An 18,185-nucleotide genomic window follows, 5' to 3' on the forward strand; every position below is an offset into this window, starting at 1 on the left:
GGCGAAACGTAATTTAATAAAAATCACTTATCATTAACACCCTCTTATTAGCAAGAAAAATAAGAAAACACGTGACATCACTCGATTAAACCACCATCAATACATAAATAAAATTTGATAATGTGATTTTTGCTCACTTCCCTAGAATTGTACTTTCCCATTTCTAAGAGGATTAAATCATGAAGAAAAATAAACTTGCCATTTTACTATCTCTTGCTTCCTTGTTTGGCGTTAATGCCTATGCCCAAACAGAGCAACCGAAGGAGGTTCCTACTGCTCAAAATGCCCTGACAGCGCAACCCCAGTTGCTGCCTAACCCTGAGAGCCCTATCCGGGCCGAAGAAGAGAAAGAGCTCAACGCTAAATCTGGGGTAGCTTACATCCCTGCACCTCCGCTAACCAATATGTGGGTCTATGCCGTTGGCTCAACGAATTGCGGATGGGAGTACACTTCCAACTTGCTGGTGACAAACTGCAATCACGGGGGACAGCAGCTACGCGCTGCCGTTCTGGAAATTGGCTACGGATACAGTTCCTTTACTTGGATGAACGGCGGTATACTGCCATACTCGCTGTACTCTTCTACACCAGTTTGCATTACAAACGGGCATTACAATTGGCCATGTGCTGCGGGCCAAATTGTGGTTGGCTTCCTTAAGGAATACAGCCTCGACGGCTACCAGAATGGTATTTTCAGATACCAGAATACTTCCGCTAATTGGCCTCAGAATACCATGTCAGTGCAGATCAGCATCCTTTGACTTGCTGAAACCCACTCAATCTGTCAGGGGCGGGAAACCGCCCTTGATTAAAGTTTGCAATCATGCACCTGACTAATCTCTCAAAACCCTTTAGATTTTTCACCTAATTTCTCCGCCCACATTGGGTGAGAGTTTAAAACGATTTTTGCTAGACTTTGTGCCACGAAGCCCCTTGGTTGCCGAACGGCAACCATTCTTGGCTTTCTGTGGTAGAAGACGTAGCTATGAGGTCCCTAGCTTGTTGTAACATCCGTTCCACCAAACTGGTCAGCAACTCAGCATCTAGTCTCTCCAACCATTCACGGCTCCAGAGCAGAGTCTCGCCTTCACCACTGCGACTCAATTGCAGTGATGGCCAGTCGGCCAGTGTAGCCAACGAACGAGGTTCAACATTACCTAGCGGGATAAACAAAGTCACCAGTTCGTCGCGTTGGCGGATATGCAGACTAAAAGGGCCGAGCGGCAGATCGAGCCCCTCCGAGTGCAGAGATTCTTCGGTCTGTCCGAGGCGTCGGCACAGCTCCGATAATAAGGCATTGAACATAGTTACTCTTTATGGTTGTCAAACACAGATTCAGTCGGCGGCCACAGGTTAGCGATCGGTGGATTACTCGGCGTGCCTTGCAACCTACCACCTATGGTCGCAGCCCAAGGATCGATGACGTGTGCTTGCTTACCCCAAGTTTCGGGTTTGCTGAGTTCACTGTTGGGATCACGACCGACCACTACAAAGCAGTGGGTCTGGCTATGCCCCTTGGCACCACGATGAGCGACTACCTCAATGCGCTGTTGGTCACCTTGATTGTGCTTCATCAGTTCGGCTGCCGCAGAATAGGCCAAGGTAGTGCAGCAACCAGCCTGAGCTTGAGCGACACGGGCAGCGATAGATTGCAGTTGGTTGAGGCTAACGTTGCCTTGTCTAGCGGCGATAGCCGCCATGTTGGACATCATGTTGGCTTGGTTGTTACCCCTCAGGCGCTCCGGGCTGTCATTGAATAACCGCAATCTCTCCATAATTTGCTGATAATGGGGATTCTGCTTACTGACGAAAGTACCGGCATCGGTGCATGCATAGGTCCCCATTTTCTGTAAGACTGGCATAGCCTGCTGTAACATCGCTTGGGAATCGGACGCCATTACCTTTGGTTGAAAGGTACGCACCACGGCGCCTTGCTCTGCCAGAGCCTGTTTAAGATCGGCAAGGCGGGTGCTACGGGCCGCCACCTCTTTGGGATGGTGGTTCTCCCAGTGCTGGATAGCATCCTGCACCCGTTGGGCTTGCGCGCTGTTGGGAGCATTCTGCAACTGGCGCAATTCGGTGATCAAATGCTTGAGATCCGAGCTCTGGAAATGCAGCGGTCCACGTCGGACAGACTGTTCAAACAAACGATTACCCTGTTCGAGTAGGGGAGAAGATACAGTGTGCTGAGGAGCTTGTGTTTGGCTAAGCGGTGCATGGCCGCTAATGGATGAAATTGGCATTACCTTTTCCAACATAAATTGAATTCATTAAGGGCATCTTAGTATTTTTCCTGCCTTGCTTTATGTAAAAAAGTGACCCGATTTTTATCTGTTTTAGGTGTCAGAAGAGAAAGATCATTTGGGGATAGGTGTCCAAAATTATGAACCACAGCAGTTCATATCATACTGGACGAAGGCTTATGATGGACTTTACTTATTAAACCGAGATGATCTAACAATGACAATGTAATGTGGGGATACAAACTCAATATTAAAACTTGCTTACTCAATTTTTAAACAGCAAAATAGCGTATACATTAATTTACCGTACTTAAAGAGGCATGATAATGGCTGCTATCGCTCGATTTGATTTAAAGATGGACACAGATGAAAAGGAAGTTATTTCTCGCGCCGCGGCTTTAATGGGCACAACAATGGCCGTATTCGTGCGCCCAGCAGCTAAAGAGAAAGCACGTGAGCTATTAGATAGAGACTCTCGCATAACAATGACAGCCCAGGATTTTCAGGCATTCACAACCGCTTTGAATGACGCTTTCGCCCCCAATACTGCTTTACAAAACGCAATAAACACAACACACAAGATTAAACATGCCTAAAGAGAGTTTTTTGAGCTAAACGTACCCAACACAAACTACATTATCAGAAAAAAACAAAAACCCATATTTGCATTGAGTTGATATCCGTATGCTATTTGGCACGAAATGAACAAGAATATTTTACAATATATGTGTAGAATATGGAGTGTATACAGTGTTAGTTATATACTTTAAAAGGCGTATGAACGGGATAGCGGAAGCTAGGCGTCTAATCCAACCAATGGTTACCAGCCCAAGAGCGGTTATAAAGAGTTCCCAGTTAAATTTCTTAGTTATAAAGTAAAAAACCTCACAATGATGAGGCTTTTTACTTTATAACTTTTCTAACCTGAATATTGTGAGCAATAACAAAAAAGTTTATTTTTTTCTTCTGTGGCTGAATCGTACTATGATCGCTATCTCTGACGTAAGCACTTTCTACAAATAATCGCAATTTCCCTCGACTTTCTCGTGATACTTTGAAATAGATTTCATAATCTACAATTTCTCCATTGTCATTAGTAATTTCAATAGTAAAAAAATTTCCTTTCCCTGTCTTATAACAAATTCTTGAACTTATTGTTTTTACTATATCTGGAAGGCAGAAAGACATAGCGTATCGTTTAAAACAGAAAACACGTGTTTCTCGAGAATCTGAATAATAGAGATCCCTGGGATAATTAGAAAGAGTTTCACCCTTGCGCTTATTAGGCTTCAAAGTAAAGCAATGTAGGCTAAACTCAACAATAAATTTATAGCTTTTCTCCGGCTTGATACCTTCTTTTTCCTGAATGTAAATGAATCCGAATTCATCAAGATGATTAAGTCTATATTCTTGACCATTAAAAATAAAACCACTCCAGTTCTTAATAATTTCCTCCCTGAATTATGATATAAAATTAGGGGCTGTCCTAGATAAGTAATTTGATCTAGGATATCCAAATGAGAAAAAGTCGGATTAGCCAATACAAGCAAAAACGTCTTCAGGAGCTCTTTGTGGCAGGGGCTACAGCTCGCACTGCGGCTGAGTTAGTGGGGGTCAACAAAACGACTTCAGCTTACTATTTTCACCGCCTCAGAGTTCTTATCGCTGATTATGTCGATGAACACTCCATGTTTGAAGGTGAAGTCGAGATAGACGAAAGCTATTTCGGGGGTAAACGTAAGGGAAAACGCGGGCGAGGTTCAGCCGGAAAAGTCCCTGTTTTCGGGCTTCTCAAGCGAGGTGGTAAGGTTTACACCCGCCTAATACCTAACGCCAAATCCGATACTTTGATTCCGATAATCACGGCGAAAATTAAGCCTGACAGCCTAGTCTACACAGACAATTTTGCCAGCTATGATGTGCTGGACGTGTCCGATTTTAAACACTATCGAATTAACCATAGCACGGAGTTTGTAGACGCTAAAAATGGCCAAAACCATATCAATGGGATAGAGAACTTTTGGAACCAAGCCAAACGTCATCTGCGTAAATTTAATGGCATACCAAAGGAACATTTTGAGTTCTTTCTCAAGGAATGTGAGTGGAGATTTAATACACCGGGTGTAAAAGACCAATTACATATTCTAAAACAAATAGTTAAGGGAAAAATATAATCGCTATCTAGGACAGCCCCTAAAATTAATAGTAACCATGTATTATCTTGGAGTTGAAAAAATATCTCCAAAAAAATAGATATAAAGATTTTTATACCAAATCGCCTTACAATTCTCATCACATCTAAACAATAATTAATTAAATGCTCCAATAACCAATTCAATTAACAAATATAAACAATGACATATAAACATTCCCAGTGAGAGCATTATTAATTCTAACCAATAGATATTATACAAAATAATTATTTTCCACAATACTTCATAAACAATCTTTAATTTATAATTATAAATAAGACAAAAATATATGTACGGGAAACCCAGAACTTCTTTTTAGTTTAATCACTAATAATGATCGTTTCAGGTACGATACCGAAATTATCAACTTATACCACACCTTAAAATAAAATCATAAAAACTTTACTTAAAGCCAATCAGAAATATTAAAATAAATTTTACCTTTTTGCATTACACGCCTTAACATAATGTTCTAAGAATAAAAAAATAGAAATCATATAAATTAAACTTAAATAATATATAAACCTAAAATTAATTTAAAAACCTACCTTCTATAAACATCTCAAAAATTACTTCTATCAAGCTCTCCCAAAGGAGAGCCTGTATTATGTAATCGCGAAATTAATTAACGGATGGTATAACGAATATGCAGAATAATATCGTTCATAGTTTGCAATATAGTTTTCTGTTTGTCGGTAGCATTAGGGAATTGAAGGTTCAGTGTACCCTCATCATCAAGCGCAATACCTTCAAATGGCAGGTATTTGCCATCGTTGAAATCCAACTGGAACTGGCCGCTATCATTAGTACCATGAGACACAGCCAACGCTGAACAGCCCTTCGGCAACTGAGTACTGCCACCATAACTGAGCATAGCCTGAACATCCTGATAAGGCCCAATCAACGCAGGCAGTGAAACACTGATTTGCTTAATACGACGAATCTTGTTATCACCAACAATACTGTCCGGGTAATCCGTTTTCAATTTCAAATCGGACAATTTGACCGAAGATGACAGAATAGCATTAGCTAATGACAAACCATTTTCTTTAGTTCCCGCTGTCCCTTCTCCCTTGTCCAGTAATACGGGTATTTGTTCCGCCAGATTAAAACGATCCTTATCCGACAGCGAACCGTAAACTTCTGCTAATGAAACGGCGCGTTCCACTTCCAGAGCGCGAGATTCCCATTTCAGATATTCCTCTTCCATCTGTGCCAGATTTTGTATCAAAGCTTCTCCACACAATAAGCCGGCGTAAGTTCCCTGCCATGCACCCGGTTTGACAAAGCTAATGGAATTATCATTAGCTTCCCATTGATAGGATTGCTCTGCCATCAGGCAACGGGATATGGCCAAATCATAGAACTGGAAATAAATTCCCGACAAACTTCCTCGTAACCAACTATATAGTGCTTGATTACTGAATTTACTTTGCAAGAAGGTTAATTGTGCCTGAGCTTGTTGGGTTTTCAGATAATCTTTTTACATTTCAGCGGCTTCACGGCGAATAGCTGCTGCTTAGATTGTATTTAATCAGATAATTGTCGCTACCCTGTGGATACAGCTCAATATAATTCGTCTGGCCGGTATAATTATCTGATGGTGTTCGGGTTACACGAACCACTTCCATCTTACCCGCGTTATCAACCAACGGAATAACCAGAATATCACTGCTGTACCCAACATGTGATAATGAAGTAGTAACATAGGCAATATCTTCTGGTGAGACGCCATAATACCGGGCCAGATAACTTGGGGACATTAACTGAGCAGTGGTAATATCGCCAAAGTTTGTTTTATAAAGTGTATCAAGCTTGGCCTCATCTTTTTCCGGGATCTCCTCAATTAGCAAGTTATACAGTTCTGGCGAAATATGGGAGCTGATACCCAATTAACCATTTCCCGAGTTTTTTCCCGGAAAGTCTCAAAGGGATACAGCGCAATTTCCGCAGGGCAAGTTAATTTAAGTTTCTGACAGATAGTATCGATAGTGCTTGATAATGAGTTTTGCATAATTGTCTCTCATTGATAATGTTATTGCAGCAGGCAAACAGAAACTGACTGCAAATGTGCAGTACTAACAGGTTAGGGATCAAAAACGCAGACGAATATTATTGAAATAATATCGTCTAAAAACACCCACAGGGCTGATTTATCCTCTAATTTGATTGGTATGAAATAGTGAATAGGACAAAATGCCACATAATGATGTCAGGCATTAGAAATATATTTATCAGCCAATAAGTGAAAGCCACAAACATATTTTTTACGTTGGAGTGTTAAAAAATGATATGGTAATGGTTAACATTAACCATAATACGGGACTTTACACGAGACGATAAGTCTGACGACGATAATTAGTTATCTGTAGGGTGACGTTATTTTCTAACAAAGCAATTTAGAGAGTGATAATTATGTAAAAAACATTATAACCAGAGTCGTTATTTACTATAGCTTATCTTTAATAATTTAATTAATAACAAAGTATTATTTATTACCATTCTAATTACTCCATTCTTTCAATTCTATAAAATTAGATACCGGAAATAGATTAACCTTAATTATCCAACCAGATAATAAAAGTTTACACTTTATAAAAACATGCTCTTACTAAGAAATTTCCTTAGTAAGAGCCAAAGATTAAGGACGAACACCCAAAGTATGACAAATTGCATAACTCAGTTCCGCGCGGTTTAAGGTATAAAAATGAAAATCCTTCACACCTTCGCGGCTTAAAATCTTCACCATATCCATTGCAATAGAAGCACCAACCAAATTAGCGCTTTCAGGATCATCATCCAGCCCATCAAACATTCTGGTCATCCAGCTAGGAATACGCACATTGGTCATTACTGCAAAACGTTTAAGCTGACGAAAATTGGATACCGGCAAAATTCCCGGTACAATTTCTACATCAATCCCGGCAGCCACACAGCGGTCACGAAAACGCAGGTAACTTTCCACATCAAAGAAGAATTGGGTAATAGCACGGTTCGCACCCGCATCAATTTTTCTTTTCAGGCTAATCAGATCAGCCTGAGAACTTTTTGCTTCAGGATGAACTTCAGGGTAAGCAGCAACGGAAATATCAAAATCAGCTTCTTTCTTAAGTAATTCGACCAGATCAGACCCATACATTTTAGGTTTTTCACTGTTTTCCGGTAAATCACCCCGTAAAGCCACAATATGGCGAATACCATTTTTCCAATAATCACGGGCAATTTCGCACAATTCATCACGACTGGCATCAATACAGGTAAGGTGCGGAGCCGCATCAAGGCCAGTTTTCTCTTTTATTCCCTTGATTATGCTGTGAGTACGGTCACGTTCGCCAGAGTTAGCGCCATAAGTAACGGAAACAAATTTAGGCTTAAGGGTGCTCAGGCGATTAATGGATTTCCACAGGGTTTTTTCCATCTCGGCTGTACGCGGTGGAAAGAATTCAAATGAAACACGGATCTGTCCTTCCAGTTCAGCCAGATTCTGATTCAGCGCCTCTCGCTGATTTGCGTGAAAAAAACTCATACCCTGCACCTCGTTAACAAGCGGAATAATTTCCCATCTCAATAATTTGCCAGTTATTCTTATTTACACTTCTAAACACCTATACGTTTAGACGTCTAAATAAGATGAAGGATCGGTATTTTTTAGTCAACAACAAAATTGAGTTAAATCGGTGAGGAATATTCACCCTGAATCGGAAAAAATTTCATCAAGGGATCTTTGGTTTTGTTTATATCGGCTTAGCGGATCGATGCCTAAGGCAGCAATGAGGAAAGATGCCCTATGCAGGACACCTATCCTCTGGTTACCTCAAATATCAAGCGAAGGAAATCATATTTGATCAATAAGTAAAGGTTAGAAACTTAAAGCAGTTGTGACAAACGGTTAAGATCCGACTGAATTGCGCCTGCCGTCACATCACGACCCGCCCCCGGCCCACGAATCACTAACGGATTGTCACGATACCAACGACTCTCAATCGCAAACACATTGTCGCACGGTAGCAAAGAAGCCAATGGGTGATCAGGACATACCGCCTCAACACCCACTTTTGCCTTACCATTTGCATTAAAACGAGCGACATAACGCAGCACCATGCCCATTTCCTGCGCTGCGGCTAATCGCTGCACCATTTGCTCATTGATAACACCGCTGTTATCAAAGAATTGCTCAATAGAACCAGATGCTGCTTCTTTCGGGACCAATGACTCAACCCGCACTTGTTCTGGCTCAATCTCATACCCTGCTTCACGAGCAAGGATAATCAATTTACGCATCACATCCTGACCAGACAGATCAATACGCGGATCAGGCTCTGTCAATCCCTGTTGCCACGCCTGCTCAACTAACTCACTAAAGGGTACTGAGCCATCAAATTGCAGAAACAACCAAGATAACGTGCCGGAGAAAATGCCACTGATGGACAAAATGGTATCGCCACTCTCCCGTAAATCCCTCACGGTATGATTGATAGGTAAGCCTGCGCCGACTGTTGCATTATAAAACCAATGACGACCTGTTTTGGCAAATGCATCACGAATGAGGCGATAATCACTGCTACTGGAAGCGCCAGCAATTTTATTGGCGCTGATGACATGGAAACCGTAGCTGGCGAAGTCGTTGTAACATCGAGCAAGTTCTTCACTGGCCGTCACATCCAGAATCACCAGATCGTCATAAGGGTGTGCTCGCATCCACAGAAATAACGCATCAACATCATACTCTGTCGCTTCATCATCAAAGAAAGCTAATGCCCGGCTAGCATCAATCCCCTGATAGTCGAGCAAGCTCCGGCAGCTATCCACCACTCCAGCCAAAATAAATTCAAAATCACTGCGAGCCGAAATATTTTTCTGTTCACGAGCGAATAACTCCAACCAGCGGGAACCGATATTGCCTTTACCGAACAAAATCAGGCCAATCCGCTTTTCAGCACGGAACAAACTCTGGTGCAATCCCTGAATCACATGTTCAGTCTGATTAGTCCGCAGCACAGCGACAAGGCTGATGCCATCCTCCGCATGCCAGATAAATTCTACCGGCTGATCTTTAAGTTGCTGATAAAAACGGTGGCAATGTAATGGGTTCTTGCATACACCCGCTCCAACCAACGCCACCAGCGCCAAACCTTCTCTTAGTGAAAGTCTGCCCGGAAGCGCAGCATCTTCCAGCACACCCAGTGCACTATTCACCACTTCAGAAGTGTAACAGAGCTGGATCAAATTACAGTCTGGATGGATACCTGTCGCCAATGGGCGAATTTGTTCCCGTTTTAACAACAGATCAATATCTTTGTATATCTGTTTAAAATCATGATGAGCAGCCACATGCAATTCAATCAGGCAAACATCATCATGGCTGGTAACAATTTTGGCGCCAGTTCCAGAGGCCAAAACCCTTTCAATACGCGTTGATCCCTGCTCCGGTTGGTAGCTGCAACGCAACAGCAAATCAATATCACTGATGGAAACAGGCTGTAAGGTACGGGCATGCAGCACCGGTGCGGCAAGACGAGCAAGCTCGCTGGCTTCATCCAGACGTAATAATGGCAACAGACAGGCATCTTTGACTTTTCTCGGATCAGCACTATAAACACCCGCAACATCACTCCAGATGGTTACCCGTTTCGCCCCTGCCAAAGCCCCGACCTGAGTTGCGGAGTAGTCGCTGCCGTTTCGCCCCAACAAAACTGTTTCTCCATCATGATTACTGGAGATAAAACCGGTCACGACCAATCGCTTATTTGGGTTTTGCGTTATTAATTGATTTAACAGCGGTTGAGAAAGTGCAATATCAATTTGCGGTTGAGCCGACCGTTCCGCACGTAAAAACTGGCGAGCATCTACCCAAGCGCTAGGAATGCCCTGAGCTTCAAGCACGGCTGACATCAAACGTGCGGACCAAATCTCTCCGTGCCCGACCACTTCTGCATAAGTCACATCACTAACCGGTTTATCCAGTAATGTACTTAACTTTTCAAGATCGGCAACAAAACGCTTCACCAACTCTTCAGCAACTGTTTCAGGCAGCAAACCTTTAATCAGATCTTGCTGATAACGGCGCAGAACCTGCTGCACCTGATGAGCAGAGATACGGTCGTTCTGGCTAAGTTTAAGCCAATTAATTAACTGATTAGTCGTGCTGCCCGCCGCGGATACCACCATTAAATCACCGGGTTGACTGTAATTAGCCATAATCTTGGCTACCCGTTGATAACATTTCACATCCGCGAGACTACTTCCACCAAACTTATGTAATTGGCGGTCATTTTCCGCCGCTGCAATTGCCAGTGCACTCATGGTCACTCCTTTACTACTGCCTGAAATGCATTTTCCAAATCAGCGATTAAATCCTGACTATCTTCAATACCCACAGAAACACGTAATAGTGAATCCGCAATCCCCGCTTCCGCCCTTGCCTGTGCTGACATTCCAGCATGAGTCATGGTAGCCGTATGGGAAATTAAGGTTTCTACCCCACCCAGTGATTCCGCCAAAGTAAATAACGTTAACTCAGATAGAAAACGACGTATCGCCTGTTCATCACCATCTAACTCAAAGCTTACCATTGCGCCAAAACCAAATTGTTGCTTACAAGCAATTTCATGTCCGGGATGATCTTTCAAAGCAGGATAAAAAAGTTTTTTCACTAACGGTTGCTGTTGAAGGTAATTGACAATCTCTAATGCATTCTTTTGCTGTAACAAGACACGTGGCGATAAAGTACGCATGCCACGCAATAGCAGGTAGCTATCAAACGCCGCACCGGTTACACCAATATTATTCGCCCACCAAGCGAGCTCCGTAGCAACCTCTTCATCCTTTGCAATAATGACGCCGGCAATCACATCAGAGTGTCCGTTAAGATATTTAGTACAGGAATGCACAACCAGGTCTGCCCCCAACGCCAAAGGCTTCTGTAGTACAGGACTCAAGAAAGTGTTATCAACAACAACTGTCGCCCCAGCTTCATGGGAAAGCTGGCATATATGGGTAATATCGACAATACGTAATAAAGGATTACTGGGCGTTTCAATCAATACCAACTTTGGTTTTTTGGACAAGACTTGCTTTAATGCCTGTTCATCACTCTGATCGACAAAAGCCACTTCATAAGCGCCGCGTTGACTCAGGCTGTCAAATAAACGGTAGCTGCCGCCATAACAGTCATGAGGAGCAACCAACAGATCACCGGGCTTAAGGAAAACCGTGCATAACAGGTGAATGGCTGACATTCCGCTGCTGGTCATGATAGCACCCGCGCCTCCCTCCAACTCAGCTAACGCCCGTTGTACCATGTCACGGCCTGGATTACCCCTGCGGGAATAATCATGTGTCCTTGGCTGATTAAAATCAGTAAAATTATATGTGCTGGAAAGATAAATAGGCGGAACAACACAGCCGTACTGTTCATCATTATTCAACCCACTGCGAACTGCTATTGTTGCCGGTTTGCGTGTCATATCAGCTACCACTGTCTGTCATAAATTAATTCAGGGAAGAATATCTGCTACCACAATAGACGTCAACACATCTAGACATCCAAACCTCTTTACGGTTAGATTAAGCAATGGGATAATTATTCATCATAACTAATGCTACTTTATCTATTAATAGCCATTAGTTTATCGCATATACTATAACTGTATAATTGATAAGGAAATCACGATAAAATGGCAATATGTCACAACGAAAGCTGGTGCTGTTATCCGGCTTAATTTTATGATTTTACGACTATTTAAGGTACCCCATGGCTGAGTGGAACGGTGAATATGTCAGCCCTTATGCTGAACATGGCAAAAAAAGCGAACAAGTGAAGAAAATCACAGTCTCAATTCCTTTGAAAGTGTTGAGGATCCTCACCGACGAACGCACCCGTCGCCAGGTGAATAACCTGCGTCACGCGACTAACAGTGAATTGCTGTGTGAAGCATTCCTGCATGCCTTTACTGGGCAACCGCTACCTGATGATGCTGATTTACGCAAAGAGCGTAATGATGAAATCCCAGAGGAGGCCAAAAAGATCATGCGGGAATTAGGGATTGATCCTGATACCTGGGAATATTGATAGCAGCGCAAAAAACTCCTGTGAAAACTCAGGGATTTTTTTATTATGGCTAAAATGCAAAACGCCCGATGCAAAACACCGGGCGTTAGTACCAGTTGGCCTGTCATTACGGACAGGCGCAATTCTGCAATTACTTGCTGACACCTGGAACGTTGAAACGTTTCTTGAAGCGATCAACACGACCACCAGTAGCAACATCACGTTGTTTACCCGTATAGAATGGGTGACATTGGCCGCATACGTCCAGATTCAGAGCGTGACCAACGGTAGATCTGATTTGCATTACATTACCGCAAGAACAAGTTGCAGTAACTTCTTCATATTTAGGATGAATACCTTTTTTCATGGGATAACCTCTGTTAAGGCCGTGTCGCTATCCAGCCTTGTTGCCGCCAGACACCACACGTCGTGTTGATAAAATGAGTTTGGTATATTCCATACCAAAGGCGGCGGATCATACAGAAGATCTGCCTATCCCGCAATGAAATCCGTTGATTGTCTATGATACCCTATAGCCAATTTTTGCTTTATTTATTGATCGTTCGGAATAATTTTATGATTGTTGTTCAGGTTGCTCTGCCTGTCCCTCTTACTCGCTCTTTTGACTATCTATTGCCGGCAGAGAGTCAATTACCCGTTGCAGGGATGCGGGTAAGCGTCCCTTTTGGCAAACGAAAAGCAATTGGGATCGTCACCGGAATAACTGACAACAGCGATATTCCGGCAGAACAACTGAAAACCATAGAGTCTATTCTCGATACTCACGCCTTATTTTCAGAAAATCTTTGGCAATTATTACTCTGGGCATCCAGCTATTACCATTACCCCATCGGTGAAGTCCTGTTCCATTCATTACCGGTACTACTTCGTCAGGGAAAACCCGCGGAATCAACGCCACTATGGCAATGGCAAATCACGCCAACAGGTGCTGAATTACCGCTGACTCAACTGAAACGCTCACCAAAACAGCAACAAGTACTGGCAACCCTACGCCGTAAAGCAATATATCGCCATCAGATTACAGAACTGGAACTGAGCGAAAGCGCCTTCCAGTCGCTCAAAAAGAAGTCACTTATCGATTTATACCCTGTGCGACCTGAATCTGAGAACTGGCGAAATCACTTTCAAATCACAGGCGAACGCCTGAAATTGAATACTGAACAAGCCACAGCAGTTGGTGCTATCCGCGCAGAAGACCAGCAATTTTCTCCCTGGTTACTGGCCGGCATCACCGGATCAGGTAAAACAGAAGTTTATCTCAGTGTGCTGGAGAATATTCTGGCTCAAGGTAAACAAGCGTTGATACTTGTACCGGAAATTGGCCTGACACCACAAACCATCCGTCGTTTCCGTGAACGTTTCAACGCACCAGTTGACGTTCTTCATTCAGCCCTGAATGACAGTGAACGCCTTGCTGTATGGCTACGGGCGCAACAGGGTGAAAACGCGATTGTCATCGGTACACGTTCAGCCCTATTTACCCCTTTTGCCTGCCTTGGCATCATTATTATTGATGAAGAACATGACAGTTCTTATAAGCAACAGGAAGGCTGGCGTTATCATGCCCGTGATTTGGCGGTATTCAGAGCAAAAAAAGAGAATATCCCAGTGATCATGGGTTCTGCGACTCCAGCACTGGAAACACTTTACAATGTACAACAAGGCAAATACCGTCCGCTAACATTATCCAAACGAGCAGGCCATGCTCAACCAGCGACTCAACATCTGTTGGACTTAAAAGGTTTACCACTCAAAGTCGGGTTATCTCAACCACTAATAAAGCGTATTGAAGAACATCTACAAGCCAATAATCAGGTCATACTTTTCCTTAACCGTCGCGGTTATTCACCTGCCCTGCTTTGCCATGAATGCGGCTGGATTGCAGAATGCCAACGCTGTGACCATTATTACACACTGCATCAACACCATCGTCAGTTACGTTGCCATCATTGTGACAGCCAGCGCCCCGTTCCCCGCCAGTGCCCACAATGCGGCTCTACCCATCTTCAACCTGTCGGCCTTGGCACAGAACAGCTTGAAGACGGTATTTTAGCCCTATTCCCTGATGTACCCATTACCCGCATTGATCGAGATACCACCAGCCGCAAAGGAACACTGGAACAACAACTGGCTGACATTCACACCGGAAATGCCCGTATATTAATCGGCACCCAAATGCTGGCAAAAGGTCACCATTTTCCTGATGTCACTCTGGTCGCTTTACTCGATGTTGATGGCGCCCTGTTTTCAGCAGACTTTCGGGCAGCGGAACGTTTCGCACAACTTTATACACAAGTCTCTGGTCGGGCTGGCCGGGCTGGTAAACAGGGAGAAGTGGTTCTCCAGACTCATCATCCTGATCATCCATTACTGCAAATTTTGCTCAATAAAGGCTACGATGATTTCGCTATTCAAGCTATGGATGAACGCAAAAGTGTATTTTTGCCGCCATTTACCAGTCATATTATCTTGCGATCAGAAGATCACGATAATCAGCAGGCGCCTGCTTTTTTACAGCAATTGCGACTACTTTTTGAACATCATCCTTTACGGGATGATAACTTATGGATCATGGGTCCGGTTCCTGCATTACAGCCCAAAAGGAGTGGCCGTTATCGCTGGCAACTATTAATTCAACATCCATCCAGAACTTTTTTACAAAAAATCATGGCGATGGTTTATCCACAAATAACAACTTTGCCGCAAATCCGAAAAGTGAAATGGAATATCGATGTTGATCCAACAGACAGTTAGAGATTAATTGCCTCTATTTTAAAACACATAACCTGAGCAGATTAAACATACTCTTATTTACTATAAAAAATCACACCTGAAAATCAGTAATCAATGAAAAATTATTCACTAATTTGCGAGCCATATCGAATAAATGATTTATATCACACTTTTTTACAAACTAAGGAATAAATGAATTTGCCAAACTGTTTAGAATGATTCCTTAATAACATTGTCATAACCTTAAACCGCATGTTGTTGCTTTCCTTAAAGTCACTGACGGTTTCCCGGCAACCAGAAAATGACAATCATTTAACTACCCCGTCAGGAAATGAGGAGTGAGTTTTGGAGCAGAAAAAGAATGGCACCTCCGCAACGATGAAAGATGTCGCTGAAGTGGCTGGCGTTTCTACGGCAACAGTATCAAGAACACTCATGAATCCAGAAAAAGTTTCTTCCCAGACCCGACAAAAAGTGGAACAAGCTGTACTGGCTGTAGGCTATTACCCAAATAACTTATCTCGTAATCTTAAACGCGGTGAGTCAAAAACTATTTTAGTAATAGTGCCAAATATCAGCGACCCCTTTTTCACCGATGTGATTTGCGGCGTTGAAGAGACAGCGGCACAACATGGCTATCTGGTTTTAATTGGTGATTGCCAACATCAGCGAAAACAGGAACACGCGTTTCTCAACCTGATTGTCACCAAACAAATTGATGGTCTGCTGCTATTGGGTTCTAATATTCCGTTTGATGCCAGCAAAGAAGAACAAAAAAACCTACCGCCTATGGTAATGGCAAATGAATTTGCGCCAGAGCTAGAACTGCCGACGATCCATATTGATAACCTGACCGCCGCATTCAATGCGACTCATTATCTGCAAACATTGGGGCATAAACGTATTGCCTGCCTCTCCGGTCCAGAAAACATACCGATTTGCCGCTATCGCCTTCAGGGATATATTCAAGCATTACGTCGCTCTGGCGGAACAATTCGTGAAGATTATATTGTCCAAGGTAATTTTACCCATGAAAGCGGCGCAAAGCTGACCGAACAACTACTTTCTCTGTTAGATCCCCCTACCGCCATCTTTTGCCACAGCGATGTTATGGCGATTGGCGTGATGTGGCAGGCTAAAAGAATGGGCCTAAAAATACCGGAAGATTTATCAATCATTGGGTTTGATAACTTAAGTCTCGCTATGTACAGCGATCCGCCGTTGACCACCGTTGGACAGCCCCGTTATCAAATTGGGCACAAGGCAATGTTACTGTTGCTAGATCAAATCCAAGGTCACACAACATTTGGCGGTTCTCAGTTACTGGAATCGGAATTAATTATTCGGCAAAGCACCTGTTCGCCTAAAAGCTAGGCAAATAACCACAGGTTAAGTAACATATCGTTTATTTTCTTTTATTTATTACTCAGCGAATTAGACAGTGGCACAACGAGATTATGTGAGTCGCGGGCGTTCAAACACCCGCCGTAAAAATACCGATAAGAAAAAATACCAAGCCCAGGGGCTGCCAAAAGCAACGCTGACCGTCGCGGTAGCATTAGTCATTATCTTTATTGGCGGCCTTTACTTTATTACCCATAATAAACAGGAAAGCGCACCAGACACACTGCCAAAACATGCTCAGCAAAACAATGGATTACCACCAAAACCGGAAGAACGCTGGCGCTATATCAAAGAATTGGAAAATCGCCCTGTCGGTATTGAGACACCACGTGATCCCTCATCGGGAGGGCAAATCAATTCACAAACTCAGTTGACCGCAGAGCAACGACAGTTACTTGAACAAATGCAGGCAGATATGCGCCAACCGGCAACCTCTCTGCCAGAAGTGCCATACAATGGCGTTCAAGTGCCACGTTCACAAGTGATCATCAAGCCATCAACGGAGACACAACAACCGCTGGAAACAAGGCCACAACCACAGCCTCAACAAACGTTACCACAACAACCAATACAGACTCAGCCAGTTCAACCACAAACACCGCCACCGGCTGAAATCAGTAAACCTAAGCCTGTAGAAAAGGCGCAGCGTATGATTTTGCAATGTGGTTCATTCCGCAACATGGACCAAGCTGAATCAGTACGCGCCAATCTGGCATTTGCAGGCATTGAAAGCCAGATCACAACGGGAGACGGCTGGCATCGTGTTGTTCTTGGTCCCTATAGTAAAAACACCGCAGAAAAAATGCGGGAACGTCTGAAAGGCGTTGGCGTATCAGGTTGCATTCTCCGTATTACTGGGGGTTGAAAAATGATAATTCTCCCCCATCTATTCTGCTAAACACCGTGCACACGGTATTTTCGATAGCCGTATACACTATCGAATATGCACTGTCGAAAGTACCGTGCGTCACATTTATCTATTTTTGTAACCAAGGGCTTACTCGTGACTACAATCATAAGTGTTCGCCGTAATGGCCAGGTCGTAATCGGTGGTGATGGACAAGCAACGATGGGTAATACCGTCATGAAAGGCAATGTCCGTAAAGTTCGCCGCCTCTATAATGACAAAGTAATCGCGGGTTTTGCCGGCGGTACAGCAGACGCTTTTACTCTGTTTGAACTGTTTGAACGTAAACTTGAAATGCACCAAGGGCATCTGACCAAAGCAGCGGTTGAGCTTGCTAAAGACTGGCGCACTGATCGCATGCTACGCAAACTGGAAGCACTGCTGGCAGTCGCAGATGAAAATACCTCCCTGATCATCACAGGTAACGGCGATGTCGTTCAGCCAGAAAATGATCTGATCGCCATTGGTTCCGGTGGCCCATACGCCCAATCCGCCGCACGAGCAATGCTGGAAAATACCGATCTCAGCGCCAGACAAATTGCAGAGAAAGCGCTAACCATTGCCGGTGATATCTGTATTTACACCAACCATAATCACAACTTCGAAGAACTTCCTTCAAAAGCGTAAGGGTAGAT

General features: G+C 43.4%; 14 protein-coding genes and 2 pseudogenes. 8 read left to right on the top strand and 8 right to left on the bottom strand.

The window, feature by feature from the left end:
- The first annotated feature begins 179 nt into the window (after nucleotides 1–179).
- On the top strand, nucleotides 180–761 hold the full coding sequence (locus TI10_RS18735) for a YolA family protein (protein WP_049584878.1): 582 nt from the start codon (nucleotides 180–182) through the stop codon (nucleotides 759–761).
- A 148-nt stretch (nucleotides 762–909) separates the two neighbouring features.
- Here TI10_RS18735 and TI10_RS18740 read toward each other — a convergent pair whose 3' ends face one another.
- Entirely contained in the window at nucleotides 910–1,179 is a 270-nt protein-coding gene (locus tag TI10_RS18740; RefSeq protein ID WP_244161657.1) for a hypothetical protein, read from the bottom strand.
- A 128-nt stretch (nucleotides 1,180–1,307) separates the two neighbouring features.
- Nucleotides 1,308–2,243: a hypothetical protein gene (locus tag TI10_RS18745; RefSeq protein WP_049584880.1), complete on the bottom strand. Its 936-nt coding sequence runs from the start codon at nucleotides 2,241–2,243 to the stop codon at nucleotides 1,308–1,310.
- 326 nt (nucleotides 2,244–2,569) lie between these two features.
- Here TI10_RS18745 and TI10_RS18750 point away from each other — a divergent pair, with 326 nt between their 5' ends.
- Both TI10_RS18750 and TI10_RS18760 read left to right on the top strand, forming a co-directional pair.
- Nucleotides 2,570–2,839, top strand: a complete 270-nt coding sequence (locus TI10_RS18750; protein WP_049584881.1) for a type II toxin-antitoxin system TacA family antitoxin — start codon at nucleotides 2,570–2,572, stop codon at nucleotides 2,837–2,839.
- A gap of 921 nt (nucleotides 2,840–3,760) precedes the next feature.
- Nucleotides 3,761–4,417, top strand: a complete 657-nt coding sequence (locus TI10_RS18760) for an IS1595-like element ISPlu21 family transposase (RefSeq protein WP_049581402.1) — start codon at nucleotides 3,761–3,763, stop codon at nucleotides 4,415–4,417.
- Between the two features lie 643 nt (nucleotides 4,418–5,060).
- Here TI10_RS18760 and TI10_RS18765 read toward each other — a convergent pair.
- The 5 genes and pseudogenes from TI10_RS18765 to metB all read right to left on the bottom strand — a co-directional run.
- A pseudogene (locus TI10_RS18765) lies at nucleotides 5,061–5,948 on the bottom strand (Tc toxin subunit A-related protein); the annotation flags it as partial.
- Nucleotides 5,944–6,327: pseudogene (locus tag TI10_RS18770) on the bottom strand (hypothetical protein); the annotation flags it as partial. The pseudogenes TI10_RS18770 and TI10_RS18765, both read right to left, overlap by 5 nt.
- 749 nt (nucleotides 6,328–7,076) lie before the next feature.
- Complete coding sequence (metF, locus tag TI10_RS18775) at nucleotides 7,077–7,961, bottom strand: methylenetetrahydrofolate reductase (protein ID WP_049584885.1); 885 nt, start codon at nucleotides 7,959–7,961, stop codon at nucleotides 7,077–7,079.
- 341 nt (nucleotides 7,962–8,302) lie between these two features.
- Complete coding sequence (locus TI10_RS18780) at nucleotides 8,303–10,738, bottom strand: bifunctional aspartate kinase/homoserine dehydrogenase II (protein ID WP_049584886.1); 2,436 nt, start codon at nucleotides 10,736–10,738, stop codon at nucleotides 8,303–8,305.
- A gap of 2 nt (nucleotides 10,739–10,740) precedes the next feature.
- Nucleotides 10,741–11,901, bottom strand: coding sequence for a cystathionine gamma-synthase (gene metB, locus TI10_RS18785; protein ID WP_049584887.1), 1,161 nt, complete (start codon nucleotides 11,899–11,901; stop codon nucleotides 10,741–10,743).
- Between the two features lie 287 nt (nucleotides 11,902–12,188).
- Between metB and metJ the strand changes: the two genes are divergently transcribed.
- On the top strand, nucleotides 12,189–12,506 hold the full coding sequence (gene metJ / locus TI10_RS18790; RefSeq protein WP_011148822.1) for a met regulon transcriptional regulator MetJ: 318 nt from the start codon (nucleotides 12,189–12,191) through the stop codon (nucleotides 12,504–12,506).
- A gap of 130 nt (nucleotides 12,507–12,636) precedes the next feature.
- Here the strand turns inward: metJ and rpmE are convergent, their stop codons facing one another.
- A complete protein-coding gene (gene rpmE / locus TI10_RS18795; protein WP_036780114.1) occupies nucleotides 12,637–12,852 on the bottom strand; it encodes a 50S ribosomal protein L31 in 216 nt (71 codons plus the stop codon).
- 209 nt (nucleotides 12,853–13,061) lie between these two features.
- Between rpmE and priA the strand changes: the two genes are divergently transcribed.
- The 4 genes from priA to hslV all read left to right on the top strand — a co-directional run bounded on the left by priA (nucleotide 13,062) and on the right by hslV (nucleotide 18,177).
- Complete coding sequence (gene priA, locus TI10_RS18800) at nucleotides 13,062–15,260, top strand: primosomal protein N' (protein ID WP_049584888.1); 2,199 nt, start codon at nucleotides 13,062–13,064, stop codon at nucleotides 15,258–15,260.
- 324 nt (nucleotides 15,261–15,584) lie between these two features.
- A complete protein-coding gene (gene cytR, locus TI10_RS18805; protein ID WP_049584889.1) occupies nucleotides 15,585–16,613 on the top strand; it encodes a DNA-binding transcriptional regulator CytR in 1,029 nt (342 codons plus the stop codon).
- A gap of 67 nt (nucleotides 16,614–16,680) precedes the next feature.
- Entirely contained in the window at nucleotides 16,681–17,508 is an 828-nt protein-coding gene (gene ftsN, locus TI10_RS18810; protein ID WP_049584890.1) for a cell division protein FtsN, read from the top strand.
- Nucleotides 17,509–17,646: 138 nt separating this feature from the next.
- Entirely contained in the window at nucleotides 17,647–18,177 is a 531-nt protein-coding gene (hslV, locus tag TI10_RS18815; protein WP_049584891.1) for an ATP-dependent protease subunit HslV, read from the top strand.
- The last annotated feature ends 8 nt before the right edge of the window (nucleotides 18,178–18,185 follow it).

It is taken from the genome of Photorhabdus luminescens subsp. luminescens, assembly GCF_001083805.1.
Taxonomy (GTDB): domain Bacteria; phylum Pseudomonadota; class Gammaproteobacteria; order Enterobacterales; family Enterobacteriaceae; genus Photorhabdus; species Photorhabdus luminescens.

What these genes read in the sequence shown, in the direction of transcription:
- metB (WP_049584887.1), bottom strand. Translation starts at nt 11,901, where the DNA reads ATGACACGCAAACCGGCAACAATAGCAGTTCGCAGTGGGTTGAATAAT.
- metJ (WP_011148822.1), top strand. Translation starts at nt 12,189, where the DNA reads ATGGCTGAGTGGAACGGTGAATATGTCAGCCCTTATGCTGAACATGGC.
- metF (WP_049584885.1), bottom strand. Translation starts at nt 7,961, where the DNA reads ATGAGTTTTTTTCACGCAAATCAGCGAGAGGCGCTGAATCAGAATCTG.
- rpmE (WP_036780114.1), bottom strand. Translation starts at nt 12,852, where the DNA reads ATGAAAAAAGGTATTCATCCTAAATATGAAGAAGTTACTGCAACTTGT.
- TI10_RS18780 (WP_049584886.1), bottom strand. Translation starts at nt 10,738, where the DNA reads ATGAGTGCACTGGCAATTGCAGCGGCGGAAAATGACCGCCAATTACAT.
- TI10_RS18750 (WP_049584881.1), top strand. Translation starts at nt 2,570, where the DNA reads ATGGCTGCTATCGCTCGATTTGATTTAAAGATGGACACAGATGAAAAG.
- TI10_RS18735 (WP_049584878.1), top strand. Translation starts at nt 180, where the DNA reads ATGAAGAAAAATAAACTTGCCATTTTACTATCTCTTGCTTCCTTGTTT.
- priA (WP_049584888.1), top strand. Translation starts at nt 13,062, where the DNA reads ATGATTGTTGTTCAGGTTGCTCTGCCTGTCCCTCTTACTCGCTCTTTT.
- TI10_RS18745 (WP_049584880.1), bottom strand. Translation starts at nt 2,243, where the DNA reads ATGCCAATTTCATCCATTAGCGGCCATGCACCGCTTAGCCAAACACAA.
- TI10_RS18760 (WP_049581402.1), top strand. Translation starts at nt 3,761, where the DNA reads ATGAGAAAAAGTCGGATTAGCCAATACAAGCAAAAACGTCTTCAGGAG.